The sequence below is a fragment of the Rhizobium sp. A37_96 genome, from assembly GCF_053521765.1.
Genome location: NZ_JBNWDS010000001.1, coordinates 428,825 through 445,252, shown reverse-complemented (window position 1 = coordinate 445,252; position 16,428 = coordinate 428,825). Strand labels below are relative to the sequence as shown.

General features: G+C 59.3%; 17 protein-coding genes, 1 pseudogene and 1 riboswitch. Of the genes and pseudogenes, 10 read left to right on the top strand and 8 right to left on the bottom strand.

Translation table 11 applies throughout. From position 1 onward, the window contains the following. Positions 1-5 precede the first annotated feature (5 nt). The 3 genes from ACQZ6J_RS02120 to ACQZ6J_RS02110 are packed head-to-tail and all read left to right on the top strand — an operon-like array spanning position 6 to position 2,923. Positions 6-845, top strand: coding sequence for a carbohydrate ABC transporter permease (locus tag ACQZ6J_RS02120; protein ID WP_163987779.1), 840 nt, complete (start codon positions 6-8; stop codon positions 843-845). Beyond that, positions 842-1,906, top strand: a complete 1,065-nt coding sequence (locus tag ACQZ6J_RS02115; protein WP_449081600.1) for a Gfo/Idh/MocA family protein — start codon at positions 842-844, stop codon at positions 1,904-1,906. The genes ACQZ6J_RS02120 and ACQZ6J_RS02115 overlap by 4 nt, the downstream gene beginning before the upstream one ends. Positions 1,907-1,918: 12 nt before the next feature. Then, positions 1,919-2,923, top strand: a complete 1,005-nt coding sequence (locus ACQZ6J_RS02110; RefSeq protein WP_163987777.1) for an ATP-binding cassette domain-containing protein — start codon at positions 1,919-1,921, stop codon at positions 2,921-2,923. Between the two features lie 53 nt (positions 2,924-2,976). Here the strand turns inward: ACQZ6J_RS02110 and ACQZ6J_RS02105 are convergent. Then, a pseudogene (locus ACQZ6J_RS02105) lies at positions 2,977-3,162 on the bottom strand (TetR/AcrR family transcriptional regulator); the annotation flags it as partial. Between the two features lie 255 nt (positions 3,163-3,417). On the opposite strand from ACQZ6J_RS02105, the gene ACQZ6J_RS02100 reads away from it, so the two are divergent. The 4 genes from ACQZ6J_RS02100 to phnF all read left to right on the top strand — a co-directional run bounded on the left by ACQZ6J_RS02100 (position 3,418) and on the right by phnF (position 6,005). Then, positions 3,418-3,879 (top strand): MarR family winged helix-turn-helix transcriptional regulator, encoded by a 462-nt coding sequence (locus ACQZ6J_RS02100; protein ID WP_449081598.1) that lies wholly within the window; start codon positions 3,418-3,420, stop codon positions 3,877-3,879. A 28-nt stretch (positions 3,880-3,907) separates the two neighbouring features. After that, complete coding sequence (locus ACQZ6J_RS02095; protein WP_449081596.1) at positions 3,908-4,312, top strand: DUF1398 domain-containing protein; 405 nt, start codon at positions 3,908-3,910, stop codon at positions 4,310-4,312. A gap of 276 nt (positions 4,313-4,588) precedes the next feature. Continuing rightward, positions 4,589-5,275, top strand: a complete 687-nt coding sequence (locus ACQZ6J_RS02090; RefSeq protein ID WP_449081594.1) for a class I SAM-dependent methyltransferase — start codon at positions 4,589-4,591, stop codon at positions 5,273-5,275. Between the two features lies 1 nt (position 5,276). After that, on the top strand, positions 5,277-6,005 hold the full coding sequence (gene phnF / locus ACQZ6J_RS02085) for a phosphonate metabolism transcriptional regulator PhnF (RefSeq protein ID WP_449081592.1): 729 nt from the start codon (positions 5,277-5,279) through the stop codon (positions 6,003-6,005). A gap of 45 nt (positions 6,006-6,050) precedes the next feature. Here the strand turns inward: phnF and ACQZ6J_RS02080 are convergent, their stop codons facing one another. The 7 genes from ACQZ6J_RS02080 to ACQZ6J_RS02050 form a co-directional block, all read right to left on the bottom strand. Beyond that, positions 6,051-6,401: a VOC family protein gene (locus ACQZ6J_RS02080; protein ID WP_163987773.1), complete on the bottom strand. Its 351-nt coding sequence runs from the start codon at positions 6,399-6,401 to the stop codon at positions 6,051-6,053. Between the two features lie 58 nt (positions 6,402-6,459). Continuing rightward, positions 6,460-6,936 (bottom strand): 6,7-dimethyl-8-ribityllumazine synthase, encoded by a 477-nt coding sequence (locus ACQZ6J_RS02075; protein WP_163987772.1) that lies wholly within the window; start codon positions 6,934-6,936, stop codon positions 6,460-6,462. A gap of 89 nt (positions 6,937-7,025) precedes the next feature. Next, positions 7,026-7,170, bottom strand: a riboswitch (FMN riboswitch). 106 nt (positions 7,171-7,276) lie between these two features. Next, a complete protein-coding gene (locus ACQZ6J_RS02070; protein WP_163987771.1) occupies positions 7,277-8,338 on the bottom strand; it encodes an ABC transporter ATP-binding protein in 1,062 nt (353 codons plus the stop codon). Between the two features lie 11 nt (positions 8,339-8,349). After that, entirely contained in the window at positions 8,350-9,138 is a 789-nt protein-coding gene (locus ACQZ6J_RS02065) for an ABC transporter permease (RefSeq protein WP_163987770.1), read from the bottom strand. Then, positions 9,135-10,025 (bottom strand): ABC transporter permease, encoded by an 891-nt coding sequence (locus ACQZ6J_RS02060; protein WP_449081588.1) that lies wholly within the window; start codon positions 10,023-10,025, stop codon positions 9,135-9,137. Before ACQZ6J_RS02060 ends, ACQZ6J_RS02065 begins: the two co-directional genes overlap by 4 nt. 73 nt (positions 10,026-10,098) lie before the next feature. Next, positions 10,099-11,202 (bottom strand): extracellular solute-binding protein, encoded by a 1,104-nt coding sequence (locus ACQZ6J_RS02055; RefSeq protein ID WP_163987768.1) that lies wholly within the window; start codon positions 11,200-11,202, stop codon positions 10,099-10,101. 188 nt (positions 11,203-11,390) lie between these two features. After that, positions 11,391-12,263, bottom strand: coding sequence for an SIS domain-containing protein (locus tag ACQZ6J_RS02050; protein WP_163987767.1), 873 nt, complete (start codon positions 12,261-12,263; stop codon positions 11,391-11,393). Positions 12,264-12,443: 180 nt separating this feature from the next. Between ACQZ6J_RS02050 and ACQZ6J_RS02045 the strand changes: the two genes are divergently transcribed. The 3 genes from ACQZ6J_RS02045 to ACQZ6J_RS02035 all read left to right on the top strand — a co-directional run bounded on the left by ACQZ6J_RS02045 (position 12,444) and on the right by ACQZ6J_RS02035 (position 16,409). Next, positions 12,444-13,211 (top strand): N-formylglutamate amidohydrolase, encoded by a 768-nt coding sequence (locus ACQZ6J_RS02045; protein ID WP_449081585.1) that lies wholly within the window; start codon positions 12,444-12,446, stop codon positions 13,209-13,211. 125 nt (positions 13,212-13,336) lie between these two features. Continuing rightward, positions 13,337-14,908, top strand: a complete 1,572-nt coding sequence (locus ACQZ6J_RS02040) for an amino acid permease (RefSeq protein WP_449081583.1) — start codon at positions 13,337-13,339, stop codon at positions 14,906-14,908. Between the two features lie 130 nt (positions 14,909-15,038). Next, positions 15,039-16,409 (top strand): glutamine synthetase family protein, encoded by a 1,371-nt coding sequence (locus tag ACQZ6J_RS02035; RefSeq protein ID WP_163987764.1) that lies wholly within the window; start codon positions 15,039-15,041, stop codon positions 16,407-16,409. Positions 16,410-16,428 lie beyond the last annotated feature (19 nt).

Sequence of the window (16,428 nt, the reverse complement as noted above, 5' to 3'; positions counted from 1 at the left end):
CGACCATGTCCAAGGCACGCACTTCCACCATCCGCACCGGCTTCGTGCATCTGGCGTTGATCGCCTACACGCTGATTGCCATTTTTCCGGTGTTCCTGACGGTCATCAATTCCTTCAAGGATCGCGCATCGATCTTCCGCGCGCCCCTGAGCGTCCCGACGCCTTCCTCCTTCAGCATGATCGGCTATGATACCGTTCTAAAGCAGGGCGATTTTCTGACCTACTTCCAGAACAGCTTCGTGGTGACGATCGTCTCGATCATCCTTACGTTGCTGTTCGGGGCGATGGCGGCTTTCGCCCTGTCGGAGTATCGCTTCCGTGGCAATACGGTAACGGGTCTTTATCTGGCGATCGGCATCATGATCCCGATCCGCCTCGGCACGGTCGCCATCCTGCAGGGGATGGTCGCCGCCGGCCTCGTCAATACGCTGACGGCGCTGATCCTCGTCTACACCGCGCAGGGCCTGCCCTTGGCGATTTTCATCCTGTCCGAATTCATGCGGACAGTTTCCGACGACCTGAAGAATGCCGGCCGCATCGACGGTCTCAGTGAATATGCCATCTTCTTCCGTCTCGTCCTGCCGCTGGTTCGTCCGGCCATGGCGACCGTCGCCGTCTTCACCATGATCCCGATCTGGAACGACCTCTGGTTCCCGCTGATCCTGGCGCCAAGCGAAGCGACCAAAACCGTGACGCTTGGATCGCAGATCTTCATCGGCCAGTTCGTCACCAACTGGAATGCGGTGCTGGCAGCGCTCACGCTCGCCATCCTGCCGATCCTCGTCCTTTACGTTATCTTTTCGCGTCAACTCATTCGCGGCATTACATCCGGAGCAGTCAAGTGAGCGTTTCCGAAAAGCCAATCCGCGTTCTCGTTGCCGGCCTTGGCAATATGGGCCGCAGCCATGCGCTGGCCTATCATAACAATCCGGGCTTCGAGATCGTCGGCCTCGTCAATCGCTCCAAGCCGGAACTGCCGGAGGAGCTGCGGGGATACACGATCCATCCGGATTTCGAGGCGGCGTTGAAGGAGCTGAAGCCCGAGCTCTGCTCCATCAATACCTATTCCGATAGCCATGCCGATTTTGCCGTAATGGCTTTCGAGGCGGGCTGCCACGTCTTCGTCGAGAAGCCGTTGGCGACGACTGTCGAGGATGCCGAGCGCGTCGTCGCAGCTGCCAAGAAGGCCGGCAAGAAGCTGGCGATCGGCTACATCCTGCGTCATCATCCCTCATGGATGCGGCTGATCGCCGAGGCTCGCAAGCTCGGCGGTCCCTATGTCTTCCGCATGAATCTCAATCAGCAATCGAGCGGCCCGACCTGGGAAACGCATAAGGCATTGATGCGCACGACGTCACCGATCGTCGACTGCGGCGTGCACTATGTCGACGTCATGTGCCAGATCACCGATGCCAAGCCTGTCGAGGTGCGCGGCATGGGCCTGCGCCTGTCGCAGGAGATCAAGCCGGACATGTATAATTATGGCCATCTGCAGGTCCTCTTCGAGGATGGTTCGGTCGGCTGGTATGAAGCCGGCTGGGGTCCGATGATTTCGGAGACTGCCTTCTTCGTGAAGGATGTGATGTCGCCGAACGGTTCGGTCTCGATCGTCATGGATCAGAATGCCAAGTCCGATGACATCGACATGCATACCAAGACCTCCGTCATCCGGCTGCACAGCGCCGAAACAGGGCCGGGCGGCCAGTTCATCCGGCCAGATCAGGACCTGCACATGGACGGCGAGCCGGGCCATCAGGAACTCTGCGACTTCGAGCAGGCCTTCATGCTGAAAGCCATCCGCGAGGATATCGACCTTAATCGCCATATGGCCGACGCCGTTCAATCGCTGCGCATATGCCTCGCCGCCGATGAGAGCGTGCGCACCGGCAAGCCTGTTTATCTATAAGGACAAAAGACTGTGGGATCGCTTCAACTGAAATCCATCCGCAAGGCCTATGGCTCGCACGACGTGCTGAAGGGCATCGACCTCGAAGTGAAGGATGGCGAGTTCGTCATTTTCGTCGGTCCTTCCGGCTGCGGCAAGTCGACTCTTCTGCGCAGCATCGCCGGCCTCGAAGACGTGACGTCCGGTGCCGTGCTGATCAATGGCGAGGATGTGACGACGACGCCGCCCGCCAAGCGCGGCATCTCCATGGTCTTCCAGTCCTATGCGCTCTATCCGCATTTGACGGTGAAGGACAATATGGGGTTGGGCCTGAAACAGGCCGGCACTCCGAAGGCGGAGATCGACAGCCGTGTTGACAAGGCTTCCGGCATGCTCTCGCTCGGCCCTTATCTGGCCCGCCGGCCGGCTGAGCTTTCCGGCGGCCAACGCCAGCGCGTCGCAATCGGCCGCGCCATCGTGCGCGAACCGGAGCTTTTCCTTTTCGACGAGCCGCTCTCGAACCTCGATGCTGCTCTGCGCGTGCAGACACGCCTCGAAATCGCCCGGCTGCACCGCAGCCTGAAGGCAACGATGATCTACGTCACGCACGACCAGGTCGAGGCGATGACGCTTGCAGACAAGATCGTCGTGCTCAACGCCGGCGCGATCGAGCAGATCGGTTCGCCGATGGAGCTCTACAACCGCCCGGCCAATACCTTCGTTGCCGGCTTCATCGGCTCGCCGCAGATGAATTTCATTCCGGCTGAACGGCTCGGTGAAAGTGGCGCCAAGACCATCGGCATTCGTCCCGAACATATCACGCTATCGCGTGATCAGGGTACTTGGGCCGCAAAGGTCATCCATGTCGAGCATCTTGGTGCCGATACGATCATCTATCTCGAATCCGAGGCCACCGGCCTTCTGACCGTACGTCTCTTCGGCGAGCACAAGTACGAGCCGGATGATGTGGTTTATGTGACGCCGGATACGAGCCATATGCATCGTTTTGATGCGAACGACAAAGCGATTCGCGCGTAAATCGACTTTGGCCGAGGCGGAGCAGGGCTTCGTCTCGGTTATTTCCTGCCGAATAATCCTGCCGCCATGGCCGTGCGAAACGCTTCGACCTTAGGCTGGAAGTGTCCGTTGATGACACCGGTCGCGTTCGCCAAGGCATCGATGCCCGCGCCGCCATACTCTTCCTTTCGAAATGCCTGCCCGATGGACGCGATGACCTGCGCCCGAGTTTCCTGCTTGATTTCGGCGCTATAGCGTATTGTGGCTCGCTATCGAGAGCGACCTCCGCGCGTCTTCATAGAACTGGCGACTGATGTCGTCGCGCAGGCCGCCGAAGGGCGGATCAAGCTTGAGCATATGCGGTCGACCATAGCCTGGGTGCGGGAGGGAGCCTGGACATTGCAGGGCAGGCTGTTCGAAAATTCCCCAACATATCTGGAATAGGTGATGCTGCATGATCTGGTTGACTAGGAAATCATATTGATATAGTTTCCTAGTCAATCAAGGAGGTTGCTATGTCGCCAGTCCCACCCGTCTCCGACCTGACCGTGCATCTCGGCTTTTGGCTGCGCATGGTGTCCAACCACGTTTCCCATGCTTTCGCGGCCAAGCTCGCCGACAAGCAGGTGACGGTCGCCGAATGGAGCCTGATGCGCACGCTCTATGGCAAGGAGCCGACGCCACCCAGCCGGCTTGCGGACGATATGGGCATGAGCAGGGGGGCGATCACCAAGCTTGCCGACCGATTGATCGCGAAGTCGCTGATTAGGCGCGAGGCCAGCGCGAACGACGGTCGTGCTCAGACGCTTGCGCTGACGGATCGCGGCCGCGACCTCGTGCCGGATCTGGCTGCGCTTGCCGACCGCAACGATGCCGAATTCTTTGAATGTCTCACCATGGATGAGCGCGCAATGCTGGGGCGTCTCCTGAAGAGCCTGGCGGAACGCGGCCATATGACAGCAATCCCGATCGAATGAATGCGATCGAACACTTTACGGAGCACCTATGAACGATCAGCAGAAAGCAATCGCCCGGTCCTGCCTCGAAGGCGCCGAGGGCAACAGCATGACCTTCCCCCAGATCGTCGGAACCCTCATGGAAGCCGGCTTTGAAAGCTATCAGATCGACTTCCGGCGGGCGGCCGCGACTTACTATCTGGCCGATGGCGAGAGCATCGAGCTGCCAACGCACCGCGTCCACGCCGCAGTCGCGCCGACTTTCGATGCTGCGCGCATGCAGGCTGCCATCAGGGAGGCACAGCAACTCGTGCCTGGATATACCTACAAGGGATTCTGCGAGAAGGCCGTTTCGGCCGGGTGTGCCGGCTATATCGTGTCGTTCTCCGGCCGCCGCGCTCTTTATATCGGCCGTACTGCGGATACCCATGTCGAGCACTTTCCAAATCCATAGGTAGCAGCCCGCTATTGTCTCGGACGGCGGAGATGCGGCAGGCCGGAAAGCGTCCACACCTGCAATTTTGCGATCCTTTATCGGGGCATCGGGCCTGCAAGGCTCGACTGCCGAAGCCTTGCTATACGTCGGCCATGCCGTTCTCGTGCGGGCCGATCCGTACACTTCGATTGCCTGATGAAAGACGCGAACTAGTCCGGTCGTCCGGACGAATTCATGCGACTGTCACGGAGTTGCGCTATCACGGAGTCAGTCCACTCCAACAGCGAGCAGATCATGACAAACGCAGCATCCATTTATGCGACCTGGCATACAGAGCCGCAGGGCGATATCTCGATGGCGGAATCGCATAGTCCTTACTGGCGGCATTTCATCGAGACGGTGCCGGAGCGAGATTTCTCGTCGAAATCCGTCCTTGATTTCGGCTGTAACCGTGGCGGCTTCCTGCGGTTGCTCCATGCCATGCGGCCGTTTCGCCGGGGTGTCGGCATCGATATTGCCTCGGAATCTGTAGCTGCCGCGGTCGCTGCCACCGGCAACATGCCGCTGCAGTTCCATGTCACGACCGACCTGTCGCCCTTTAGCGATAGCTTCGATGTGGCCTTCAGCTACGAGGTCGTCTATCTGCTGCCGGAGCTGAAGCAGCATGCCGAGCAGATGTTCCAGGTCATGCGCGATGGTGGCGTCTACTATGCTGTAACCGGTTGCCACAATGAAATGCCGCTCTGGCCGAAATGGCGGGACCTCATCGGCAACAATAGCAATGCGCCCGTGCAGGATCGATCACCGCAGGATTATATCGATGCCTTCGCCGCAGCGGGCTTCGATGTCTCCGTCAAGCGTTTCGGCTATGATGGCTTCGTGCGCGCAACCAAGGATCGCAAATACTATCCGAGCATTCTCGATGCGTTGAGTTATCCGGCCGAATACAAGCTGTTGTTTCGCCTCGAAAAGCGCGTTTGAAATGGAAACGATCGATCGTAAGGGCGGTAGTGCCCTCTGGCATCAGATCGGAGAGATCCTGGCGGCTGATATCGCCGCCGGGACCTTCGCTCCTGGCGAGAAATTGCCGACCGAGCCCGAGTTGATGCAGCGCTTCGGCGTCAGCCGTTTCACCGTACGCCAGGCGCTGGGGCATCTCGAGCAACGCGGGCTGGTGCGCGCCGAACAGGGGCGGGGAACATTCGTCCATAGGGGCGTGCTCGACTATACGCTCTCCAAGCGCACCCGTTTCAACAAGAACCTGATCGAGCAGGGCTTCGAGCCGGGCGGCGAGTTGCTCGTTCACGAGATCATGCCGGCGACGGAACGCATCGCGACTTATCTGAAGCTCGCGGCGGGCACGCCGGTCATCCACCGGCGCGGCGTCATGACGGCGGATGGCATTCCGGTCGAATTGGGCGATTCCTATTATCCTGCCGAGCGTTTTCCCGATTTCGACAAGGCGCGACTGCACCATCCGACGATCTCGGCGGCGCTCGCCAGCTATGGCGTGACCGATTATGAACGGCTGTCGACGGAAATCGAAGCGCGCATGCCGACGGCCGAGGAGGCACGGATCCTGCGTCAGCCGAAATCCACGCCTCTGCTCATTACCCGCAAGGTGGACGCGGATGCGGGCGGAGTGCCGATAACCTATTCGGAATCGATGTGGTCGGCGGAACGGATCACCTTCAACGTGGATCTGCGCTAGCCGGATCAAGGTGATCGCAGAGACAAATGGCCGCCCGTATTCGCCTCAGCGGTGCGAGAGGATGTTGACCACCTTGCCGAAGGGATCGCGGACGTAAAAGCGGCGCACGCCCCAAGGCTCGTCCGTAAGGTCGTACAATATGCCGAACCCCATGGAGGTGGCGCGCTGGTAAAGCGTGTCGACATCATCGACCTCGATGGAGAGGTCCGGGACGATCGTTCCCGAGCCGCCTTCGCTGGCGACGCTGATCTGCGGTACCGTTGCCGCTTCGGAAGCGAAGGTGACAATCCAGCCATGATCCATGACGATGTCGAGGCCGAGCAGATCATGGTAGAACAGCCGGGCCGTTGCGGGATCGGCGGTGGACAGGTTTGGAATGATCCGTAGGACCGTCACTGACATTTCTCCCTTGTAGGATGGAGGCGGGCTCTCGCCGCGCCTCCACGATGCTGGCTCAGACCGTGACTGCGGGCAGCAGCTTGGCGCGCTCCGCGAGAATATGGCGGCAGGCGCTGGCCACTTCGCGGCCCTTGATGATGAAATGTTCCTTGAAGAACTGGATGTGGGCTTCCGACTCCTGGAAATGATGGGGTGTGAGGACGGCCGAAAGGATCGGCACGCCGGTGTCGAGCTGCACGCGCATCATCGCATCGAGAACGGTATTGGCAACGAATTCATGGCGATAGATGCCGCCGTCGACAACGAAAGCGGTGGCGACGATCGCCGAATAGCGGCCGTTGCGGGCAAGAGTCTGCGCATGCAGCGGGATTTCCAGTGCGCCGGGCACATCGAAGATGTCGATCGGCGACGCGCCTTCCGTCGTCTGCCACTCGGCGACGAAGGAATCGACGGAATGATCGACGATGTCGGCGTGCCAGCGAGCCCGGATGAGCGCAATACGGCTCGGCTGGGTAGAGATTGAAATGGTCATGAATTTTGCCTTTCAAGGGTTGGTATCAAATATCCCTTGGGCGAACACGCATGCACGCGACACTCCTCTCGCCGAGAAGGTTGCGACCTGCTTGCTCTCTTCCATCCGGACTATACCGTCGGCTCCGGCCTCTCACCGGATCTGCTGACCCTTCCGAAGCCCGGAAGGCGCTCGCGGGCTCGGGGAAAACCCCATACCGCCGGTGGGGAATTGCACCCCGCCCTGAGAACGAGTGGACTATAAATGCATTTGCGCAACGAAATCAAAGAAAAACGCCGGGCATTTGGCCCGGCGTTCGCGAATATTTTTCCAAAGCTGTCCCGCAAGGCGCGGCGTGCTTTCAATCCTGGATGACCAGAAGGTCGGAGGAGGCGAAACGCAGCGTCACCTTCTCGCCGACGCTGGGCGGCATCATTCCGGGGCTGTTGAACATGTCGAAGGAAATGGTGTTGCCGGCGACGTTCATGCGGGTGCGGATGACCGAGCCCAGGAAATGCGCCGAGGAGACTTCGCCTGTCAAAGCGGTATCGCCCTTGGCCGATTCCGCCAGCGAACCGGCTTCCGGACGCAGGGCGAGCGATACCGTGTCGCCCGGCTTATAGGCCGTGACCGACTGTTTCAGGGTCACGCCCTGATCGCCGATCATGATGCGGTTGCTGTCGGGATCAACGACCTTGCCTTCGATCAGGTTCAGCGTACCGACGAAGGAGGCGACGAAGCGGGTTGCCGGGGTGTTGTAGATCTCGAAGGGCGTGCCAATCTGGTCGGCGCGGCCGGCATTCATGACGACGATGCGGTCGGAGATCGACAGCGCTTCTTCCTGATCGTGCGTCACGAAAACCGTGGTGATGCCGAGCTGCTGCTGAATGGCGCGAATTTCCTCGCGCAGCGAGATGCGGATCTTTGCGTCGAGCGCCGATAGCGGCTCGTCGAGCAGGAGGACCTGCGGCTTGACGGCGATGGCACGAGCCAGCGCCACGCGCTGCTGCTGACCACCCGACATCTGGTAGGGGTAGCGGCCGGCAAGATGGTCGAGCTTGATGAGAGCAAGCATCTCCTTCACGCGCTTGTCGATGTCCGGCTTCGCCATGCCGGCGACCTTGAGGCCGAAGGCCACGTTGTCGTGTACCGTCATGTTCGGGAACAGGGCGTAGGCCTGGAACACCATGCCGATGTTGCGCTGGTTCGGCTTCAGTGGCCGCTGATCCTTGCCGTTGATTGTCAGGTTGCCCGCCGTCGGCGTTTCAAAGCCGGCGATCATGCGCAGCACGGTCGTCTTGCCGCAACCCGACGGGCCGAGGAAGGAGACGAATTCCCCCTTCTCGATTTGCATATTGAAATCGTGAACGACGTGAATGTCGCCGAAGGACTTCTTGATGTGGGTGAGTTCGAGAAAAGCCATGGTGAGAAGCCTTACGCCTTAATCGGAGCGGATTTTGAGAAACGGGAAACGAGCTGCAACAGGCCCATGCTGAGCCAGGTAACCGCAAGAGCGATGATCGCCAGGGCGGAAGGCTCATAGGCTCTGTTGGCGCCCATCAGCTGCATATAGGGGCCGAAAGCGGGACGATTGAGCAGCGACGCCATGGTGAATTCCCCCATGACGATAGCGAGTGTGATGAACGCTCCGGAAAGCACACCGCTCATTACGTTTGGAAAGATGCATTTGAACATGATCGTTGTCCATTTAGCACCAAGGCTTTCGGCTGCTTCCGTCAGCGTGCCGACATCGATGGTACGCATCGCCGTATCTACCGAACGATACATATAGGGCAAAGATAATACAATGTAGGAGCAGACGAGGAGAATGTTCGTCGTCGCGTTGTAGCCCGTCAGCGGCAGGACCGATGAGGAATTATAGAGGCGCAGATAACCGAAGACGATAACGATCGCGGGGATGACCAGCGGCATCAGCGTGATGAATTCGACCAAGGGCCGGATTTGCGGCAGCCGCAGCCGCACCCAGTAGGCTGTTGGCACGACGAGGAGCATGCCGAAGATGATGGTCAAAAGGGCCATCAGCATCGAAAAGCTGAAGGCGGTTATGAAGCCAAAGTCCGAAAACACCGAGGCGTAAGCATCGAAGCTATAGGCGTTGCGCCGCATGCGCAGCGAAAATTCCAACGTACCGATGAGCGGCACCAGGAAATAAATGAGGCCGATGGTAACTGCGATCCAGGCAAAGAACTTTTGCAACTTCATTTCTGCCACCGTTCAGCGCGCATGCGCATCAAAATATAGATGACGTTCGAGATACCGGTGATGACGATCATGCCGAGCGCCAGCGCGTAGCCGAGATTGGCATTGTGCAGCACGTCGCCGCGGATCTGGGCATAGAGCACGATCGGAACGATATTCAGCGAGCTGCCGGTGAGCGCAATTGCGGTCGCGATGGCGCCGAACGAATTGGCGAATAGCAGGAGCGTGGTGCCGAGCAGGCTCGGCCAGAGGATCGGCAGGGCGACCATGAGCCAATATTGCCGGTTGGTCGCTCCGAGGATGGAAGCGGCTTCGCGCCATTCCTTTTTCATGCCGTCGAGTGCGGGCGTAATGATCAGCACCATCAACGGGATCTGGAAGTACATGTAGGTGATGGTCAGGCCGAAGAAGCTCAGCAGGTTGAAGCCGGTCGAATAGAGGTTCAGACCGAAATGAGCGAGCAATATGGTGACCAGACCCTGCCGGCCCAGCGTTGCGATGAATGAAAAGGCCAGCGGCACGCCGGCGAAATTGGATGCCACGCCCGAGAAGGTCAGGAAGCCATGGCGGATCCATGAGGGCAGGCCTCCGAGCACCAGTGCCCAGGCAAGATAGAAACCTATGATCGCACCGCCGAGCGCCGAGGCGACGGAGATTTTGATACTGATCAGGTAGGCGCTCATGATCGTCGGCGTGAACAGATCGCCGATATTCTTCAGCGTCAGGCTTCCGTCAGGCGTCAGAAAGGCGCCTGCGATCAGATAGATCGTCGGGAGAATCAGAAACAGCAGCGCGAAAATGAGGAAGGGCGCTATGCCCAGCCAGTCGACAACCACGCGTTTGCTGATCATCGGAGCGGAACTGACCGTTGATGTTGTGGCGATGCTCATGATTAGCCCAATCCCCGGTGCCGGAAAAACGGAAAACCTCCCCGCCGAAGCGGGGAGGTCGTGTCAGGTCTGATTACTGTACGTTCGAACCGACGACGGAATCCCACTTGGTGGTGATTGCCTTGTTGCCGGCATCCTGCTCGTCGAGCGTCGGGAATACAGCCTTTTCATAGGCAGCAGCCGGCGGCAGCTTGTCGAGAAGATCCTGCGGGACCTTCTTGTTCTTCGCCAGGTCGTTGAAGCGGATCGGGTGGCAATAGCCCTTCAGCCAGCCGATCTGGCCTTCGTCGGAATAGAGGAACTCCATCCAGAGCTTGGCGGCATTCGGATGCGGTGCGAAAGCCGAGATCGCCTGAACGTAGACGCCTGCGATAACGCCCGAAGCCGGAACGGTGACGTCGACCGGCGGGTTGCCGTTCAGGCTGTCACGCCAGGACAGGCCGTTGTAGTCCCATGCGACGACGATCGGGGTTGCGCCCTGAGCGAGCGAAGCGGACTTGCCGATGACCGGAACGAAGTTGCCGGCCTTGTTCAGCTTGGCGAAGTAGTCCAGACCGGCGGCGCCGACCTTGGTCGCATCCTTTTCGCCAGCGGCGAGACCGGCGGCGTAAACGGCCTGAACGGCCTGGTTCGACGTGCGCGGATCGCCGGCGAGCGAAACGGTGTTTGCGTATTCCGGCTTCTGCAGGTCGGCCCAGTCCTTCGGCGGGTTCTTCACGACGTCCTTGTTGGTGACGAAGGAGAGAACGCCGTAGTAGTCGCCGTACCAGTAGCCTTCGGAATCCTTGGCGCTATCCGGAATGGAGTCCCAGGTGGAAACCTTGTAAGGCTGCAGCAGGCCTTCCTTCTTGGCGGTCGGGCCGAAGGAGAGGCCGACGTCGATTACGTCCGGAGCCTGCGGGCCGGTGTTGCCCTTATTGGCGCGGATTGCTTCGACTTCATCGCCCGAACCGGCATCCGGGTTCAGTTCGTTGACGTCGATGCCGTACTTTGCCTTGAACGCAGCGATGAGATCGCCGTAGCCGCACCAGTTGTGGGGCAGCGCGATCGTGGTCAGCGTGCCTTCTTTCTTGGCGGCGGCGATCAGGTCGGCACTCGGCTCTGCGGCCGCGATAGCGGTCGAAGCGACGAGCATCGCGGTAGAGATGGTCAGAACACGATGAATATTCGAGATCACTGCATTTCCTCCTTCTGGGTTTTCAGTGCCTGGCGTTGCTGTTAATGACGTAACATGAAGGTTGTGTGACGGCTTCAAGGCGTTGCGTTTGCTGACAACGCAGATGATTTTGCTTCTAGTCGACAAGTATGACAGTCGCTGCATTTCATGCGGCTTCATGTCATGTTATTTTATGCTTTCGTTCCCCTTTAACTCAGCTTGCGAAATAGCTTGGTTTGTTCGAAAAGGCCTTCCAGCGTTTTCATGCGCTCGCTCGTCTCGTCCCACGTCGAGCTTTGCACGGCTTCGATTAGGGCTTCGACGATGAAGAGAGTGACGACCGAGGAATCCCAGGCGGAGGGAGCCTCGATCTGCACGCGGAAGGTGTGCTTCGCGTGCTTGGCGGCGGGTGTCGCCCATTGGTCGGTGAAGACGATGATTTCGGCGCCGCGCCTGCGTGCGGCGGCGGCCAGATTGACCATTTCCTGCTCGTAGCGCCTGATGTCGAATATGACGAGCAGGTCGCCCGGATTCATGTTCAGGACATATTGCGGCCAGGTGCTGGAATTGGAGGAAAGCAGCGTCGTATTCGGTCGTATGACCTGCATATGGGTGAAGAAATACTCGGCCAATGCGCCCGTGATGCGGCCGCCCACGAAATAAAGTCCGCGTTTTCTTTCTGACAACAGGGTGGCGACGTTGTCGAAAGTCGCCACGTCGATATCCGACAATGTCTGGCGCAGATTGCTCATGATGGCATCGGCGAAACGATTGAGGATATGCGTTCCCGGCGCGTTCGATGCCCAGCGATCGTGCTTCGTCAGCGGGTTGGAGATGGTCGCTTCGACTTCCTGATGAAGATGCGACTGGAAGTCCGGATAGCCCTTGTAGCCGAGTTTCTGCACCATGCGCGCGACCGTCGGGGTCGACACGCGTGCATTTTCGGCGACTGTCGTGATACTGCCCAGCCCGGAAACGGGATAGTTGTCGAGCAGACTCTTGGCGAGCTGCTTTTCGGCGCGCGTCAGCGTGTCAAAGCGCGCGTTAATCACGTCAGAAACTGTCTTCGACGCATGGTTCACTCGATTTTTGCTCCCCGGTACGGTCTTATGCCGTTTTCCTCTCAGGATATAACAACGCTGTCACATTTCGAGTCAATGTCACAAATGAAGAAATAATTTCAGTTTTCAGTTGACAGCGACGAGAAGCTGAAGAATTCTTTTCTTATAAACATTTTATTAATCGGCAATGGGGCGTCTCCGATGCTTGCTCAGCAAGGCATTTTGACGAAGGCGGACGGCGATTGTGTTGCGGTCGAAAGGCCGGACGGAGACAGTGCGGTTTTGCTCGTCTGCGAGCACGCCTCCCGTGCCCTGCCGGAGCAATTCGGTGATCTCGGGCTTTCCGCCGAGGCGCTTGCCAGCCATATCGCCTGGGATCCGGGTGCACTCGCGGTTGCAAGAAAAATTTCCGCGAGCCTGAATGCGGCCCTGGTTTTTCAGCGCTTCTCGCGCCTGATCTACGACTGCAACCGGCCGCCGGAAAGTGCCGGCGCCATGCCGGAGACGAGCGAGATCTACACGATCCCCGGCAACCAGCATCTGGGCGAAGCCGACAGGCAGGCGCGCACGGAAGGGCTGTATATACCGTTCCACGAGCGCATCCGGACGCTGCTGCAGGAGCGGGCGGCGCGCGGACAAAAAACCGTGATCGTGACAATCCACAGCTTCACGCCGATCTACAATGGCAAACCGCGGGCCGTGGAACTCGGTATTCTGCATGACGAGGACCATTGGCTGGCCGATCGCATGCTGGATGCAGCGGCTGAGGCGCCGCTTTATCAGACCAGGCGCAACCAGCCTTACGGGCCTGAGGACGGCGTTACCCATACGCTGAAGCTGCACGGGCTCGCCAATGGCCTGCACAATGTAATGATCGAGGTCCGCAACGACCTCATCCAGGATGACGTCGGCCAAGGGGTCGTGGCCGATTATCTGACAGGGCTTCTCCAGAGCAGTCTGGAAGCCTGAGCATAAAAAGAAAAAGACCCCGGGGAGCAGTTCAACTGCGATCAAGGCGGCGTGCCGAAAGGCGGTCCGCTCAGTGCACATGGTTCTTCGCAATCCCGCGGACGACCGGGCTTTAGGGGAGTGACATGCCTGAATACACAGACTTAGACAAGAAGCAGGATGTTCATATCCTGCACTCCATGGGCTACGCCCAGGAGCTGGAACGGCGCATGAGCTCGTTCTCGAATTTCGCGATTTCCTTCTCCATTATCTGCATTCTATCGGGCGGCATCAACTCGCTCGCACAGGCGACATCGGGTGCGGGCGGTGCCGCGATCGGCATCGGCTGGCCGCTCGGCTGCCTGATTTCCGGCGTTTTCGCTCTCTCCATGGCGCAGATTTCCTCGGCCTATCCCACGGCCGGCGGCCTGTATCACTGGGGCTCCATCCTCGGCAACCGCTTCACCGGCTGGCTGACGGCGTGGCTCAATCTGCTCGGCCTGATCACCGTGCTCGGCGCGATCAACGTCGGCACCTGGGGCTTCTTCAGCGGCTCCATCGCCGGATGGTTCGGCATTGCAGTCGATACGACGACTTCGGCGGGCTTTGCCAATCAGATCATCTTCGTCGCCATCATCACCGGCCTGCAGGCATTGATCAATCACTTCGGGATCAAGCTGACGGCAAAGCTGACGGATATGTCGGGCTACCTGATCTTCGGCGCCGCGATCGCGTTGACCATCGTTTGCCTCATCGGCGTCAAGAGCTGGGACATCAGCCGCATCTGGACCTTCACCAACTACTCCGGCACGCCGGAAGGCGATTCATCGGTCTGGCCGAAGATGGAGAATATCTGGTACGTCTTCGCACTTGGCCTGTTGCTGCCGATTTACACGATTACCGGTTATGACGCCTCGGCGCATACCTCCGAAGAGACCGTCAAGGCATCCAGCTCGGTGCCGCGCGGCATGGTCTCCTCGGTCTGGTGGTCCTCGTTCTTCGGCTATATCATGCTGCTCGCCTTCCTCTTGGCGATCCCGGATATGAACGAAGCCTCGAAGCAGGGTTGGAACGTCTTCTTCTGGACGATCAACAGCATCACCAACCCTGTCGTCGCCAATATACTTTACGTGGCGATTTTCATCTCGCAGCTCCTGTGCGGTCTTGCGACCGTAACATCGGCATCGCGCATGATCTATGCCTTCTCGCGTGATGGCGGCCTGCCGTTTTCGAAGGCGCTCGCCAGCGTCAGCCCGAAGTTCAGGACGCCTTCCGTCGCCATCTGGACGGCTGCGGTTCTCGCCGTGCTGTTCGTCTGGGGCGCTTCGCTCGTCACGATCGCCGGCTCTTCGGCCTATACCATCGTCGTGTCTTGCACCGTCATCTTCCTTTTCCTCTCCTTCACCGTGCCGATCGTGCTCGGCATCAAGGCGATCGGAACTGCGAAATGGCCGAAGATGGGACCATGGAACATGGGTATCGGCCTTTATAAGGTGGTCTCGGTTGTCGTGATCCTTGCGATGGCGATCATCTTCATCATCGGCGTGCAGCCACCGAACGAATGGGCGCTTTACATCACCATCGGCTTCCTGGTGCTGACTGCGATCGTTTGGTTCGCCTTTGAGAAGCGCCGCTTCCAGGGGCCGCCTATCGGCGACATGATCACGAAGCGTCAGGCCGATATCGCTGCCGCCGAACGGGCTGTGGGCGAGGTGTGATCCTCATCAATCATTCACTCCGGCGGGGGCCGCGGGCGCGGCCCCATCCAACTTGACGTGCGGCATGGGGCAATAGGCTCCCCACAATGTCGCCGGCCGATCACTCTTCTATATTTCAGGCGGACCAATTATGAGCAGCAGCTATACGTTCGACGACCTCAAACGAGATGTGGCCGAAGGGCGCATCGACACGGTTCTGGCATGTCAGGTTGACATGCAGGGCCGGTTGATGGGCAAACGCTTCCAGGCGGAATTCTTCATTGAAAGCGCGTGGAAGGAAACGCATAGCTGCAACTATCTGCAGGCGACCGACATCGAGATGGAGACGGTCTCCGGCTACAAGTCCACGAGCTGGGAGAAGGGGTACGGCGACTATACGATGAAGCCGGATCTTGCCACGCTTCGCCGTATCCCTTGGCTCGAGGGCACCGCGCTGGTGCTCTGCGACGTGCTCGACCACCACACGCATGAGGAAGTGGCGCATTCGCCGCGTGCGATCCTCAAGAAGCAGGTCAAGCGCCTCGAGGCGCTGGGCATGAAGGCCTACATGGCCTCGGAACTCGAGTTCTTCCTGTTCGACCAGAGCTACGACAGCGCCCGGGAATCCGGCTATCGCAACCTCAATCTGGTCAGTGGCTACAACGAGGACTACCACATCTTCCAGACCACCAAGGAAGAGGATGTGATGCGGGCGATCCGCAAGGGCCTGCAGGGCGCCGATATCCCGGTCGAAAACTCCAAGGGCGAGGCCTCGGCCGGCCAGGAGGAAATCAACGTCCGCTATGCCGACGCCCTGACCATGGCCGACCGGCATGCGATCATCAAGAACGGCTGCAAGGAGATTGCCTGGTCGAAGGGCAAGGCCATCACCTTCCTGGCGAAGTGGAACTACAACGCCGCCGGCAGCTCGTCGCATATCCATCAGTCGCTATGGAGCGCCGACGGCAAGACGCCGCTGTTCTTCGACAAGGGCGAAGAGCATGGCATGACGCCGCTGATGAAGCATTATGTCGCCGGTCTTTTGAACCATGCCAGCGAAATCACCTATTTCCTCGCACCCTATATCAACTCCTACAAGCGTTTCGTCGCCGGCACCTTTGCGCCCACCAAGGCGATCTGGAGCACCGACAATCGCACGGCCGGTTATCGCCTGTGCGGCGCCGAGACCAAGAGTATCCGCATCGAATGCCGCGTCGGCGGCTCCGATCTCAATCCTTATCTGGCTTTCGCTGCCCTGATCGCCGCCGGCCTCGACGGCATCGAGAACAAGCTCGAACTGGAAGCGCCCTTCGTCGGCGATGCCTATGGTGCGCGAGAGGTTCGCGAAATTCCCCGCACGCTGCGCGGTGCGACCGAGGCCCTGAGCAATTCGAAGATGCTGCGTGCCGCCTTCGGCGACGATGTCATCGATCACTACACCCGCGCTGCCGAATGGGAGCAGGAGGAGTACGATCGTCGCATCACGGATTGGGAAGTGGCGCGCGGATTCGAAAGAGCGTAAGGCTTTTGCGATCTGCCTC

Coding starts and splice junctions, on each gene's coding strand:
- ACQZ6J_RS02120 (WP_163987779.1), top strand. CDS start 6: ATGTCCAAGGCACGCACTTCCACCATCCGCACCGGCTTCGTGCATCTG.
- ACQZ6J_RS02100 (WP_449081598.1), top strand. CDS start 3,418: ATGTCGCCAGTCCCACCCGTCTCCGACCTGACCGTGCATCTCGGCTTT.
- ACQZ6J_RS02095 (WP_449081596.1), top strand. CDS start 3,908: ATGAACGATCAGCAGAAAGCAATCGCCCGGTCCTGCCTCGAAGGCGCC.
- ACQZ6J_RS02090 (WP_449081594.1), top strand. CDS start 4,589: ATGACAAACGCAGCATCCATTTATGCGACCTGGCATACAGAGCCGCAG.
- phnF (WP_449081592.1), top strand. CDS start 5,277: ATGGAAACGATCGATCGTAAGGGCGGTAGTGCCCTCTGGCATCAGATC.
- ACQZ6J_RS02075 (WP_163987772.1), bottom strand. CDS start 6,936: ATGACCATTTCAATCTCTACCCAGCCGAGCCGTATTGCGCTCATCCGG.
- ACQZ6J_RS02070 (WP_163987771.1), bottom strand. CDS start 8,338: ATGGCTTTTCTCGAACTCACCCACATCAAGAAGTCCTTCGGCGACATT.
- ACQZ6J_RS02065 (WP_163987770.1), bottom strand. CDS start 9,138: ATGAAGTTGCAAAAGTTCTTTGCCTGGATCGCAGTTACCATCGGCCTC.
- ACQZ6J_RS02060 (WP_449081588.1), bottom strand. CDS start 10,025: ATGAGCATCGCCACAACATCAACGGTCAGTTCCGCTCCGATGATCAGC.
- ACQZ6J_RS02045 (WP_449081585.1), top strand. CDS start 12,444: ATGCTTGCTCAGCAAGGCATTTTGACGAAGGCGGACGGCGATTGTGTT.
- ACQZ6J_RS02040 (WP_449081583.1), top strand. CDS start 13,337: ATGCCTGAATACACAGACTTAGACAAGAAGCAGGATGTTCATATCCTG.
- ACQZ6J_RS02035 (WP_163987764.1), top strand. CDS start 15,039: ATGAGCAGCAGCTATACGTTCGACGACCTCAAACGAGATGTGGCCGAA.